Origin of the sequence: Legionella sp. PC997, from assembly GCF_014109825.1 — a bacterium.
GTDB lineage: Bacteria > Pseudomonadota > Gammaproteobacteria > Legionellales > Legionellaceae > Legionella.
Window position 1 is genome coordinate 41603 of record NZ_CP059577.1, and the last position, 13538, is coordinate 55140.

Genomic DNA, 13538 nt, shown 5'->3' on the forward strand with positions numbered 1-13538 from the left:
TCCCTGATTAATAGGCTTTTACTGGGGATACAAAACCTTGTGGTTTTAATGCCAGTAACGAGCAATCAATGTCTTGCAAGATGTTTTCCGCAGTATTGCCAATCATAAATCCAGATATCCCGGTGCGTGCGACGGTGCCCATCACCAAAATATCGATTCTTTTATGGGTTATGATGGCGGGGATAACCTCTTCTGGTTGTCCTTTCAGATGGTCAATTTGGTATGCTCCAGAAATTTGAGACCGTTTAATGAGCTCTTGCAAGAGCAATCCATGAACATGTTTTTCTTCAGCGACTATTCTATCTAATTCTTCTTTAGATATTTTTAACCACACACTATCCCGTAAGTAACTTTCCAGCGCAAATTCCCAACAGGAAATAATACTTAATTTACCCTGATAACGGACGTTTAATGAATGAGCAACTTCTAATAAGCGAAGCGAAAGGTCCAGGGCTTCTGCTTCTTCATCTTTGGGATCAATAGCCACTGCAATGCGAATATCCTGTTGCGTGTGCTTAAGCGGACGATAAAGAAACAAGGCACAGGGGCATTTGCGCAATAGTTCCATGTCCAGTGCTTTAAAGCCTTTCATACCTTCTCGTGTTTCCGCTTCTTTGATGAGAAGATCATGTGAATTTTTAAGGACATGGCGAATGATTCGGATGTCAGGTGTTGTGCGGGCTTGGGGAGCAATGGAACAGCCAACCGACTTAAGGCTTTTCTGTTGTTCTTAATGGCCTTAACTCACCACGTTTTACCTCATCTGGCATGGCAAAGGAATATCGTCCGAGCATATTAATATGACCATATCCATATGCGGACAGTCTGGCTACATCTTCATCGTATACGGGGAAGCCTTCTTGTCGTAATTGATTAATGGCAGCATCCATGTAAATAGTGTTCCAAAGTGTAATGATATTTAAAACCAGTCCAAGGGCACCTAACTGATCTTCTTGCCCTGCACGATACCGCTGATGAAGTTCTCCTCGCTTACCATGAAAAACAGAACGACCTAAACTGTGTCTGCCTTCGCCCAAATTTAGTTGTACCAAAGTCTGACGACGGAATGACTCATCATGAAGATAATTGAGCATGTGGATAGTTTTGTCAATTCGCCCAATTTCGGCAATTGCTTTGGCTAAACGAGTTGGTTTATCAGCAACTTGAAGAGTGCGCATAATGCCTTCTGCGGGAACTCTCCCGAGTTTTAATGAAGCCAATAAACGTAAAATATCATCCCACTCAGGAGGAACAAGATTTATATTTATACGACTTTTTGCAAGTACATTGAGCTTTCCATAATCAGCCAACGGATCAATCCGCCAGAATCTAGCACCACCCATATCAGCCAATCGCGGACTGAAACGAAGTCCCAACAAACGAAACAGTCCAAATACAATATCACTGTATGCGCCTGCATCTGTCATGATCCGCGTTGGCTGTAATTCCGTCTGTTGCTCAAGAACAACGCCTAACAATATTAGGCTATCACGTAAAGTGCCAGGTACTGTTACAGCATTTAAGCCAGTTCGTTGATTAGAGATTAGATTGTACCAAGTGACACCACGACCTGATTTAAAATATTTTGGATTTGGAGCAGCGTGCACTGTTCTAACCGGTACAACGAAGCGCATGCCATCAGCCGATGCAATATCGCCTCCGCCCCATTTCTTAGCTAATGGAATTTGATTTTGAGCAGAAACTAAAATGGCATTGACCGCCATTATCGTTTCATTTCGAATATAATTTTGATCAACCCATACCAATCTATCTCTTTTTAAAGCAGGTATGTCCTCACGAACAAACGGTTCTCGTCCAGTATTGCAAGCGTCTGCTAGCAATTCAGCACATAAACTGATTAATAGATCCTCAGCACGCGCACTTCCTTCATTGATGTGGGTAAATCCATCCGCAAATCCAGTACGTGTGGCTATCTCAAGTACCATCTCGGGTAAATCGACACGTGGTAATTTGGCTTTTACAGCAGCTCTCAATGCTTTTAATGATGGAGGCTCATCAAGTGCATCAAGCTGAGTTAGAATCAGCTCCTCATTACCCTTAACTGTTTCAAATCGAACAGCAGGGTTATTATCAATATTTGCAGCAACTAACCGATACACTTGATGTAGTTCATCTGTAAGGCTTGTTATGGCTAACATTGGGTCAATTGTTAAATTTAATGAGCGGCAAATCATAGGACGTATTGCCTCCCACTCTGAGCCAGAATAAAGATTGGCTCTTGGATCAGCATACCGCCAACTCGGACTTATGAACACATCCCTATGTTTCAGTGCCGATTGCAATTTATCAAGAACACAAAATATATATGCTGTTCGGTCAATTGTAGTTCTATTGCTATCCCGGCCAGTTATTGATGTTATTAATGCAAGCTCTTTATTATTTGCGTTTTTTTGAACTTCCTTCATGTTTAAAATGGATTTTTTCAATTTCTCAACTTGAGATTGTTTTTTCTCTGGTACAACGATTTCCTTAATTTTTTTATTGATAAGGTCAGCATATAAAAGTTTATCGTTATGCAAAATGATACCATCTTGGGTTTTTACAAGTTTCTTTATGACGCGATAAGTGGGTCGTGGTTCGTCTTGTGGCCAATTGATAACGCTACATTCATTTTTAATAACAATATTACGTTTCCATGATGTTCCAATAATCTCCATTGGCGGTTCATCCGTTTGTTTTCCCTTTAACCATTCAAGACTGGCAAGAAGAGGTTTTCCCGCTTGATTACTATCAAAATTTATTACTCGAAGGAGCGAAGGTAAAAATTTCTGAACTGTTTTTTCCTTTTGTTCAAGCTCATGATAAAACACATTACTTGGCGGCCTGATTAAGGCAGTGGCATTTTCAACTGCAGATACAAGCGCTTCATGACCTACTGTTGTATAAATTGTGTCCCGAATTTCATGATCACATAATTCTGTATTCAGTAGTAATTTACATGCATCGACCAATGTGGCTGTAGCTTGATCGAGATCTTTAAGAGTTCGCAGTCGTGTATTTTTATTTTCTTGCTTGGCCTTTGAGAATAAATCACGCAATACCATACTGAGCACGTCCAGAGAATCATCTTGGGAGTCTGACTCAAAATGATTCGCAAAAGCAACGAGCGTCGCCATTTTACGCTCAAACGGCAAGCGGTTGATGGCTGTAATTTTTGCCGTATTAGCAAAGCGTGCAAGTGTTGCTATTTTACAGGCGGGGATGCGGTACAGTGGTAATTCAACACTAATGTTGCGGGCAGACTCAACCCGTTTTAATGCTTGCACAAGAGCTGTGCTACTGATGCTAACCGGACCTTTACGCAGTTTATCAAGCAATGACAGATGTTCGTCATCCTCTACCACCAAGAGGTCATTCAGTTTTTCCTGTTGTGATGCGCTTAAATTTTTAATCAACATTCGCCATAAGCGAGACTCCATCCTGGAGCGAATTTCTGCAACAAAACGCTCAAGAACTGTAATACCTGGTAACAATATTTTGTTGGTCGATAGCCAACCCACTGCATGATCAAAAAGCACTCCAGGTCTGTCAGTACCAGTCCAGCATAGTGCACATAATATGCGACCAAGACGATAACGACTACCTTTTTCAGCAAATTCTATATAGCCATAACGCGCTCGAATTTCAACAGCATGACGCCAACGCTGCTCACTTTTCATGTACATTGATATGCAACTTTCAGGATCATTAACCTTGATTTGAATAGCAACTCGCTCAATTACCACACGAGGAATCTGATTCAAGTCGGAAATAAAAGCTCCAATAAATCGAACTGTTGTCAGCTGTAATGCATAACCTAACCTGCTGAAGTCACCACGCTTGTTTGCAATCCACTCCATATCCTGATCATCGAGGAAAAAAAGGCTATCTACGATATCTGGTGGTAGGTCAGTAGGATATTTAGCGTAATTGTCACATTGTACTGGGGAGAGAAAACTAACAGGCATGTTTATCCAAAATCAATAGGTGTTGTTGCTAAACTTAGAAGTTTTGCAACGGAATTTGAATGCCTTTATTTAAAGGTTTAAATTCGTTGCAAAAATCAGATGCAAAAGTCTATTGTTTTGCGATATGATTTGCAAATAAAATATTAGGGATTAGTTATGAAAATTGGGTATGCTCGCGTTTCAACCACGGATCAAAATTTAGAGTTGCAATTAGTTGCACTAAAAGAAGCTGGTTGTAAACGTATCTATCAGGAAAAAATTTCTGGTGCAAAAAGAGATCGTCCAGAATTACAACGATTACTTGATCAGCTTCGACCTGAAGATGTAGTCGTTGTTTGGAAATTGGATAGATTGGCGCGTTCAACCCAGCATTTATTAGAATTAATAGACTGCATAAGAACAACAGAGGCTTCCTTTTGTTCGCTTTCCGAGCCTTGGGCAGATACCACTTCTCATGCCGGTAAAATGATCATGACCGTATTCGCAGGTATTGCAGAATTTGAGCGTGACTTAATTCGTGAACGTACTGGTGCGGGTCGCGCAGCTGCAAAGCAACGTGGAGTTCGTTTTGGACGACCTGAAAAAATGAATAAAGAACAAAAGTCATTGGCCAAGCGGCTTTTGCAAGAAGATAAATCGGTAAGTGAGATTGCAAAAACGTTTAATGTCCATAAAGCAACAATTTATCGTTTACAACAAGAATAATTCACTACAGATCCCCAATCCTATGGTATTCTTAATATTAAGAATTATTTATTAATGATAACATCTGGTATGGTTTGAGTTAATTTTTATGGATAAAGAATGATCAATATAAAATATGGATTTGGAAAAGAAGTATTGTATTCATTTGATGATGCAATTAAAAAAGTTACTGAAGAACTGCAAAAAGAGGGATTTGGAGTTCTTACAAATATAGATGTGTCAGCAACTTTGAAAAAAAAATTAAATAAAGATATGCCTCCCTATCAAATTCTTGGTGCATGCAATCCGCAATTTGCCCATCATGCTTTAGAAAAGGAGCCATCTATAGGTTTGCTTCTACCATGTAATGTGGTTGTACGCCAGGATGATATAGGCAAAGTGCATATTGAATTTATGGATCCAAAATCAGTATTAGAATTGGTCGGCAATCCTGAGATCAATCTGGTCGCTGGAGAAGTAAGACAAAAACTGGAGAGAGTATTAAGCGCATTGTAATGCGCTCATCTACAGTTAAGATTTTAACATGCGAAGACCACTTGCAATAACAATAAGCTCACTTATTTCATGGGCTAAAACTGCTATTGGCAACGTAAAATAGCCAGTTACCGCCCCGACAATAAGAGAGCTAATAACAATTATAGATAGTCCTAAATTTTGTAAAATTATATTCCAGGTTCGATGACTAAACTCGATGAGATAAGGTAATTTTAATAAATTATCACCCATTAATGCTACATCCGCAGTTTCTAATGCAACATCGGTTCCAGCGGCGCCCATTGCAACTCCTACATGTGCTGCTGCAAGTGCTGGAGCATCATTTACTCCATCGCCAACCATCATTACCTTACCGTAACGTCTTTCCAGTTCCTCAATTTTTCGTGTCTTATCTTCTGGTGATAAATCAGAGAATACTTCATCTACACCTGCTTGAACTCCAATTGACGCGGCAGTTATCGAGTTATCTCCAGTGAGCATAACAACACGCTCAATACCCATCAATTTTAGGGACGATACCATCTGCCTTGCTGTAGATCTTAGAGGATCAGTAATTGCAATTAAACCGAGAATTTCCTTATCTGTTCCTACTAATACGACAGTCTTTCCAACGGTCTGTAATTTATTTATTTCTTGAATTACAGTTTCTACCAATAGACCCATATCAATAAATAATTTTGGATTGCCAATATAAAATTGTTCTCCATTTATAAAACCCTGAACCCCTGAACCAGTCAATGACTTAAAATGTTCAACAGGTTTATATGCAACACTTTCTGCCTTTGCTTGTTGTAAAATGGCATGTGCCAGTGGATGCTGGGAACGCGATTCAAGGGTGGCAGCTACATTTAATATTTGGTTCTGAGTATAATTATTTAACGAAATGATATCGGTGACCTTGGGTTGTCCTTGTGTTAAGGTTCCTGTTTTATCAAGCGCAATAACCTTTATTTGAACCAATTTTTCTAAATATATCCCACCCTTAAGTAATATTCCGTTTCGACTGGCTGTACCAAGAGCAGCTACAAGGGTAATTGGGATAGAAATTACTAAAGCACATGGTGCAGCTGCAACAATAAACACCGTTGCACGTAGCACCCATTCTTGCCAATGCAGCCCAAATAGAGGAGGTAGGGTAGCTATTAGTACCCCTGCTAAAAGAACGAATGGACTGTAGAGATTGCCAAAACGCTCTATAAATCGTTGACTGCGACCTTTTTTATCCTGTGCTTTTTCAACAAGAAAAATAATACGAGATAACGTGTTCTCAGCAAATTTTTTGGTAGCGCGAATAGTAAGAGTCCCCTCGCCGTTAATAGTTGCAGAAAATACTTTATTTCCCACAAATTTCTCAACAGGAATTGATTCACCCGTGATAGGCGCTTGGTTTACACTAGAATGTCCAGATATGACCTCTCCATCTGTAGCGATGCTTTCACCAGGACGAACAATAAACTCATCTCCAATTTGAATGTCTTCTAAAGGTATTAGGAACTCGCTATTATTACGTCGGACTAATGCGGATTTTGGGGCAAGTTCCATCAATACTCTGATAGCATGTCGCGCCCTTTCACCAGCATAACCCTCTGCTGCTTCAGAAATAGAATATAAAAAAACCAGTGTTGCCGATTCTGCCCATTGTCCCATCACACCAGCAACAATAGCAGCGGTAGACATCAAAAACTCAATACCGATTTCATGTTCTTTGAAAAATTCTTCTATAGCTTCCCGTGCGAAATAATATCCACCAATTAACACCGCGCCTATGTAAAACCCGTTAGCAATTATCCTTGGTAGTGTCAAATATGAGCCTACAAAACCAATAGTTAATAATATACCGGCTATTGCTGCCGTAATGACTTTAGGATTATGCCACAGTTTGGGCATTGGTTCTTTGTGAGAAGGACAAGTGGAGCAGCCCATTTATTTATACCCCTTATTCATAGTTTTCTTCAGAGCCGTAATGTTAAAGCGTCATTGTTACCTAAAAATAAAGGTTTTTAAAGAATTCATCATAGATATTGAATAAAACAATAAAACTATTTGTTCTATTATAGGTAATTTGAAAACTTAATTACTAATGATGAAAAAAATTGGTTATCTATCTGTATTCAATGAAAATACTTGAACAACTTCACAGTTTACAATCCTATAAAATGAAACATACCGAATTATAGATATTAAAAGACCAATATAGTCCTTAAGTCGGTTGGCTGTTCCATTGCTCCCCAAACCCGTTGTGCCACAATCCACTTCAATATCGATGGGAATTTTCTTTTTAGATACCCCAAGCCCTGATTTGGCCAATTGAATGGCTTTGTTCATTTTGTCAATCAATGATGCTTCATAAGAAGTTTTGTACTCACTAAGCGTATCAGGAAAAGGAGGGCAGGTAATTAAAATATGAAGCTGTGCCTCGTTTTTAGAAGCTAATTTTAACGCCAGCTGTAAGGCTTCTGTTTCGTTCTTAATTCCATGGCTAACGAATAAAATGTTATGAAATCGGTGCATTACTTATTCCTCCTTGAAAGGGCTGGAGCAATGTTTCAAAATCGTATTTGAACCGCAATTGCTCCTTGCTTTTTACATGTATTGGCCGCCATTGACATCCAGATTAGCTCCAGTGATAAAACTCGATGCAGGGGATGCCAAAAAAGCAACGGCCTCTGCAACATCTTGCGGAAGTCCCAAGCGCCCTACCGGTATGACTGAAATTATAGTATTTAAAACGTCTTCTCGCATTTTGCGAATCATGGGCGTTTCAATATAGCCTGGCGAAATAGTATTCACCGTAATGCCTTTGCTGGCTACTTCAAGCGCCAGGCTTTTGGTAAAGCCAAACAATGCGGCCTTGGTTGCTGCGTAATTGCATTGCCCAAACTGACCCTTACGTCCATTAATTGAGGAAATAGAGATAATACGTCCATACCCTTTCTCAAGCATGGCAGGTAGTGTATTTCGCGTCATGTTAAATACACTGGTGAGGTTCGCATTCACTACACTTTTCCATTGCTCTGGCGACATCTTTTTTAAACTGGAATCCTGAGTCACACCTGCATTGTTAACCAATACGTCAATACGACCGTAGCGTTCCATAACCAGTGATACCAGCTGTTCACAATCATTAAACCGCGCAATATCCGCATACAGTATATCAATTTCAAATCCTGCTTGTTGTTGCTCTTTTTGCCATTGAATTGCTTCTTCATGATTGCCGTTTTTGAAGTAGCAGGCAATCACAGAATAGTCTGTTGCTAATCGTTGACAAATAGCGCTACCAATACCTCCTGTACCACCAGTAACAATTGCTATCTTTTTCTCCATGATTATTCTCCTTAATTAAATTGGTTTGTCCCTATAGAAAAATACTTTGTTATCGTTTGATTGAGGCCATTTTTAACATTAAAAATCCAGTGAGTCCTGATATAAACGAACCAAGCACTACGCCCATTTTAACCATGGGCATTAAGCTTGAATCATTGTTTTGGTAAGCCAAAGAACCAATAAACAAACTCATGGTAAAGCCAACGCCGCAAATAAGTGCAATGCCATAAACTTGAGCAAGATTCACCTTATCTGTCTTAAGAAGTTTTTTGAACTTAACAAAATAGCCCAAAGATAAGAAAATACCCAATTGTTTTCCAAGAAACAATCCTAGCCCAACGCCTAAAACCACTGGGTGGGTAAATATTGAGAAATCAAGCCCTATAAAAGTGATCCCTGCATTAGCAAAGGCAAACAAGGGAAGAATGAAAAAGACAACCCAATGATGCAAACCGTCTTCTAGGCGCGTCAGCATCGATTCCTTGCCTACATCAGGGATGGTCATGGCAATCACAATCCCGGCAAGGGTTGCATGAACGCCAGATTTTAATACGGCGATCCACAGAGCTACCCCAAAAAGCATGAATACTGAAATGCGGCGACATTTAAAATAATTTAAGCCAATCAAAATCAGGGTAAACAATAATGCCAGTGAAAAAGAAAAAAGCGATAACTTTGCAGTATAAAACAGCGCAATAATAACAATGGCTGCCATATCATCAAAAATGGCGATGGCAGTGAGTAAAATTTTGAGTGAAAAAGGTACACGTGAGCCTAAAAGAGAGACGATTCCTAGAGTAAATGCAATATCGGTAGCGGTAGGGATTGCCCATCCTTTTAGATAGACTGGATTATGAGCATTAAAGAAAGCAAAGATTAAAGCGGGAAAGAGCAAGCCACTTAATGCCGTAAGGGCTGGAGCCAGTAGATTGGTTTTATTACTCAAAATTCCCCGATTGATTTCCCGTTTAATTTCAAGGCCAATCAATAAGAAATATACAGCCATTAATCCATCATTGATCCATAGAATTAGCGGTTTTTTTATGGAAAGATTCCCAACAGAAACACTGCCATTAATATGCAAAAAATGCTCATAACCAATACGATAAGGGGAATTGGCAACGATTATCGCAAGCACTGCAGCAATAAATAATAGGATACCACCAAGAGTTTCCAGGTTATAAAAGGAATCCGATTTATTCATCAATTGATTGTATAAGTGACTAAAAACCAAGTGTACTTGGTGTTGTCGTTCGATACAATTCTGCAGAACATTTTCTTTAATCAGGATTCTGGTGATGCATGGTCATTCATATCCTCCGGAATTTTCATGATTTTTTATAAATAGAGTTCTGTGTTTTTCATAGCAACCAATCGATTGCCTCCTGTCCAAATAAAAAAATTTTATATTGGTGTTGCGTATTTATTTGTCAATGCTATGCTCATAAGGTAAATCATACGATTTACGTTTTTTGATGGGCAACAACACCGTGAGTGAACATAAAATATTGGGTCAATATGGGAATTGAATCAGTTAAAATGTTTAACCAATTGGCTGAAGATTATGATGGTTGGTTTGATAGTCATCCAGGTGTTTTTCAATCGGAACTTGAAGCCTTAAAGAAAGTCACCCCTCAATCAGGAGAAGGACTTGAGGTGGGCGTTGGTTCTGGACGATTTGCTGCCGCATTGGGTATAAAAACAGGCATCGATCCTTCTGTTCAATTAAGTCATTTCGCTAAATTAAGAGGTATTGATGTATTCGAAGGGGTTGCTGAATCATTGCCTTTCCAGGAACAGCAATTTGATTTTGTCTTATTCAATACGGCGTTATGTTATGTTGACTTGCCGTTAGTAGCACTTCTCGAAGCAAAACGAGTCTTAAAACCTAATGGGAAGATTATCATAGGCATGATTGATAAACATTCGATGCTTGGACAGCAGTACGAAGCCACAAAACAAGACAACCCATTTTCTCAATATGCTCACTTTTATTCAGTATCCGAGATTCTTGAATTGCTTCATGAAATTCATTTTACAGAAGAGGCAATTAATCAAACACTATTTGCTCCTATTGATACCATCATAACAGCAGAAGAGAGCAAACCAGGTTATGGAGAAGGCGGGTTCATTGCACTATCCGCCGGCATGTCTCCCTTTTCTTATTGAAGGTTTATTAGCAAGTCTTGCATCGACCAATCAGCAGATTGAGCGTGAAGACCCACTAAAAAAGTATTGAATCGCTTTGTAAAGACGCTACGCGGCTTGTTTTTCTTGTATTATCGCAACATCCCCTTGGACACACTATACTTTTTAATAGGATTTGAACAAAGAACAGAGGACTAATGAATTATTCTTTTCGTTTTCTTGTTGCAGAAGCATCTTTTCCTGCTCGCATTATTATCCGAAATCAATTAATGCAGCTTGGACAACACGTGGATATCGTTCCCTCAATTGAAGACACTCTGATGCAAATTACATCTAAAAGCTATGATATGCTTTTAATTGATAGCTACTTGTACTATTCACAAGGTGACTATGATTGGACTGCATTGATAAAAAAACACCACCCATTTACTACAGCTCCAGTGATTGCACTAATCTGCGAACATCCACCGATAAAAAATGAAATGGGAAGCCCTCACTTGTGTAGTTTTAGAAAACCATTCAGTGAAGAAAAAGCGATAATAATTATCCATTATCTGGAAAGCACATTAAGCTAAATTGAAAACCCCAAAGATAAATTGATACATTAATGTCCCCACGGTATCCGATGGTCATTAAAGAAGCCCTGCATCTTGAAAATCCACGCGCAACCATGCCAAATGGAGTTGATTTAAGTGACCCGGAAGGAACTTTTAAACCTAACGCTCTCCATTAAGTAATTCAATAAAACCAGTGGATTACCTATTTCCAAACGCGCACCCGGTTTCGTCCTTCGGACTTAGCCAAATACAATGCCTTGTCTGCATGTTCAATAGACTCCTCTATCGGTTTATTAGGCTCAAGCAGCGCCAGACCAAAAGAGGCAGTTACTTGAATCAAGTGCTCCTTGCCATCATCGATGGTAATGGCCTCAAGCACTTTCCGAAGACGTTCACTCATTGCGAACCCCATATCCAAATCGGTAAATGGCAAACACAGTAAAAATTCTTCACCACCATAACGAAAAACTTTATCATAGGCCCTTAGATTCTCAATAAACAGACGAACAGCTGTTGCCAAAACACGATCTCCCATCTGATGGCCGTGCCGATCATTAATCTCTTTAAAGTAATCTAAATCCACCATAACCAAGCAACAACTTTGCCCTTGGCGCTTAATAATTTCTTGTTGCTCTCGCAAAGTCGACAGCATCGTCACGCGAGACAGTGCCCCAGTCAACGCATCTCGGCTGTGAATCAGATATTCCAACTCATTTTAAGAGCGGAGAGCTCAAGTCGCATCTGCTCCAAGGCATTGGCAAAATGATTGTAGTCAATAGGGGCTATCCCTTCTGGCATACTTGCCTTTTGTAATAACTGCGCGGTTAATTGATGCATGCGTTGGTGTGACACGCCTATATTAATGATTCCAGGATGTTCTTGAATTTCTTTTGGGATGCCACTGTAATACCATTGCCCAAATCGGCAACGCGTATGAGCGTCAGGCTGCAAATCGTTGTTATCTCCAGGCAGTCGGCAAATCAAGGTTCTAATCAATGAATTGTGCCATTGTTGATGATTATAAATTGCTTGCTCTAGTTGTGAAATAATTTGCTGCAGTTCGTTTTGAGTAACACTAGTAAATGCTGCCATGACCTATCCCTTGTTTCCTTGTCACTAATACTCAGGTGAAATAAGAGTATTTCACCCATCACAGCCCAACTCAATGGAAAGGCGTATAAAACTTAAAATTATTTCTTCCTGTGGATTTCACTTGATATAAAGCGGCATCCGCATGTTGAATCAACGTATCCAAATCAGAACCATCTTGAGGATAAAGGCTCACACCGATACTCAACGAAATCGAAATGGTCTGTTCTTTTATAAGAATAGGCTGTTGGATAGCATGAAACAAATGATTAATCACGGTATGTACCTCTTCCTCATGAACAATATCTGAAAGAATAATTAAGAATTCGTCCCCACCTTGTCGTCCCACAATATCTGAAGAGCGCACCGATGCTGTTAGACGTGATGCAACCTCTATTAATAACAAATCACCGGCATCATGGCCAAACGTACCGTTAATCTTCTTAAAGTAATCCAAGTCCATAAACAGCACGGCGATACTGCATTGATGGCGCTTTGCATACGCCATAAATAATAGAAACGATTGCTCCAATTGCTTGCGGTTTGCCAATCCTGTCAATGCATCATGGTAGGCCATCCTAACCAACTCATGTTCAGCCTTTTTTTGAGCATCAATATTTTGAATTTGAGCAATAAAATACAGCGGGGCACTATGTGCATCCCTAATTAACGAACCACTCAATAAAATCCAAACGATGGCGCCATTTTTACAAATATAACGTTTTTCCATTTGGTAGGAGCTTATTGTGCCGTTCAATAATTGGCGCACATAATTTAAATCGGTTTGCAAATCATCAGGATAGGTTATCCGCTGAAAATCGATTTGTAATAGTTCTTCTTCTGTGTAACCTGTTATTTGGCACAGCGATTTATTCACCTTAAGCCAGCGTCCTTCCAATGAAACTAAAGCCATACCGATGTCTGCATAATCAAAAGCCGCACGAAATCGTTTTTCGCTTTCTTCAAAAGTTTCATTAACCCGATGAAGCGCTCGTGTTCGCTCATGAACTTTTTTCTCTAGCTTAAGATTTAAAGACTCTAAATACTCGGTTTGCGGCCAAAGAGCGAAACAAAGATTGACATCAGCAACTATTTTGCATTAAAATTTGAAATAATATGAAAAACCGTAAAACGTAGGTTTATAACGCCATGAAAATTACATCTTAAGTACGCCCATCTAATAGGGCGAATAGAGGAAATCATTGTTGATTTTCTATTTTTTATTGTCCTAAAAGACATGCTTAAGAGTAAA

13 protein-coding genes and 1 pseudogene are annotated in these 13538 nt (G+C 39.4%); 5 read left to right on the forward strand and 9 right to left on the reverse strand.

The window, feature by feature from the left end; all coding sequences use genetic code 11:
* Window positions 1-7: 7 nt before the first annotated feature.
* Together HBNCFIEN_RS16625 and HBNCFIEN_RS16630 are read right to left on the reverse strand one after the other, a co-directional pair.
* Window positions 8-670 (reverse strand): annotated as a pseudogene (locus tag HBNCFIEN_RS16625) (universal stress protein); the annotation flags it as partial.
* A 40-nt stretch (window positions 671-710) separates the two neighbouring features.
* Complete coding sequence (locus HBNCFIEN_RS16630; RefSeq protein WP_012187537.1) at window positions 711-3968, reverse strand: Tn3 family transposase; 3258 nt, start codon at window positions 3966-3968, stop codon at window positions 711-713.
* 156 nt (window positions 3969-4124) lie between these two features.
* On the opposite strand from HBNCFIEN_RS16630, the gene HBNCFIEN_RS16635 reads away from it, so the two are divergent.
* Window positions 4125-4673, forward strand: a complete 549-nt coding sequence (locus HBNCFIEN_RS16635) for a recombinase family protein (RefSeq protein WP_012187538.1) — start codon at window positions 4125-4127, stop codon at window positions 4671-4673.
* A 99-nt stretch (window positions 4674-4772) separates the two neighbouring features.
* Window positions 4773-5168: a DUF302 domain-containing protein gene (locus HBNCFIEN_RS16640; protein WP_012187539.1), complete on the forward strand. Its 396-nt coding sequence runs from the start codon at window positions 4773-4775 to the stop codon at window positions 5166-5168.
* 15 nt (window positions 5169-5183) lie between these two features.
* On the opposite strand, the gene HBNCFIEN_RS16645 is transcribed toward HBNCFIEN_RS16640, so the two are convergent.
* From HBNCFIEN_RS16645 to nhaA, 4 genes are all read right to left on the reverse strand, one after another.
* Window positions 5184-7091 carry a cation-translocating P-type ATPase gene (locus HBNCFIEN_RS16645; RefSeq protein ID WP_012187540.1) on the reverse strand — a complete coding sequence of 636 codons (1908 nt, stop codon included), beginning with the start codon at window positions 7089-7091 and terminating at the stop codon, window positions 5184-5186.
* A 174-nt stretch (window positions 7092-7265) separates the two neighbouring features.
* Window positions 7266-7679, reverse strand: coding sequence for a hypothetical protein (locus HBNCFIEN_RS16650; RefSeq protein WP_014845095.1), 414 nt, complete (start codon window positions 7677-7679; stop codon window positions 7266-7268).
* 72 nt (window positions 7680-7751) lie between these two features.
* Entirely contained in the window at window positions 7752-8492 is a 741-nt protein-coding gene (gene phbB, locus HBNCFIEN_RS16655; RefSeq protein WP_014845094.1) for an acetoacetyl-CoA reductase, read from the reverse strand.
* A 49-nt stretch (window positions 8493-8541) separates the two neighbouring features.
* A complete protein-coding gene (nhaA, locus tag HBNCFIEN_RS16660) occupies window positions 8542-9696 on the reverse strand; it encodes a Na+/H+ antiporter NhaA (RefSeq protein WP_014845093.1) in 1155 nt (384 codons plus the stop codon).
* Between the two features lie 314 nt (window positions 9697-10010).
* Here nhaA and HBNCFIEN_RS16665 point away from each other — a divergent pair, with 314 nt between their 5' ends.
* The 3 genes from HBNCFIEN_RS16665 (at window position 10011) to HBNCFIEN_RS17760 (ending at window position 11373) form a co-directional block, all read left to right on the forward strand.
* Window positions 10011-10661 carry a class I SAM-dependent methyltransferase gene (locus tag HBNCFIEN_RS16665; RefSeq protein ID WP_014845092.1) on the forward strand — a complete coding sequence of 217 codons (651 nt, stop codon included), beginning with the start codon at window positions 10011-10013 and terminating at the stop codon, window positions 10659-10661.
* Between the two features lie 176 nt (window positions 10662-10837).
* Window positions 10838-11215 (forward strand): hypothetical protein, encoded by a 378-nt coding sequence (locus tag HBNCFIEN_RS16670; protein WP_014845091.1) that lies wholly within the window; start codon window positions 10838-10840, stop codon window positions 11213-11215.
* Window positions 11216-11247: 32 nt separating this feature from the next.
* Window positions 11248-11373, forward strand: coding sequence for a hypothetical protein (locus HBNCFIEN_RS17760; RefSeq protein WP_019350452.1), 126 nt, complete (start codon window positions 11248-11250; stop codon window positions 11371-11373).
* A 26-nt stretch (window positions 11374-11399) separates the two neighbouring features.
* Here the strand turns inward: HBNCFIEN_RS17760 and HBNCFIEN_RS16675 are convergent, their stop codons facing one another.
* The 3 genes from HBNCFIEN_RS16675 to HBNCFIEN_RS16685 all read right to left on the reverse strand — a co-directional run bounded on the left by HBNCFIEN_RS16675 (window position 11400) and on the right by HBNCFIEN_RS16685 (window position 13199).
* Window positions 11400-11849, reverse strand: a complete 450-nt coding sequence (locus HBNCFIEN_RS16675) for a GGDEF domain-containing protein (protein WP_019350453.1) — start codon at window positions 11847-11849, stop codon at window positions 11400-11402.
* 44 nt (window positions 11850-11893) lie between these two features.
* The gene (locus tag HBNCFIEN_RS16680; RefSeq protein WP_014845089.1) at window positions 11894-12289 is read right to left on the reverse strand and encodes a CZB domain-containing protein; all 396 of its coding nucleotides are present in this window, start codon (window positions 12287-12289) and stop codon (window positions 11894-11896) included.
* Between the two features lie 70 nt (window positions 12290-12359).
* The gene (locus HBNCFIEN_RS16685; RefSeq protein WP_014845088.1) at window positions 12360-13199 is read right to left on the reverse strand and encodes a GGDEF domain-containing protein; all 840 of its coding nucleotides are present in this window, start codon (window positions 13197-13199) and stop codon (window positions 12360-12362) included.
* Window positions 13200-13538 lie beyond the last annotated feature (339 nt).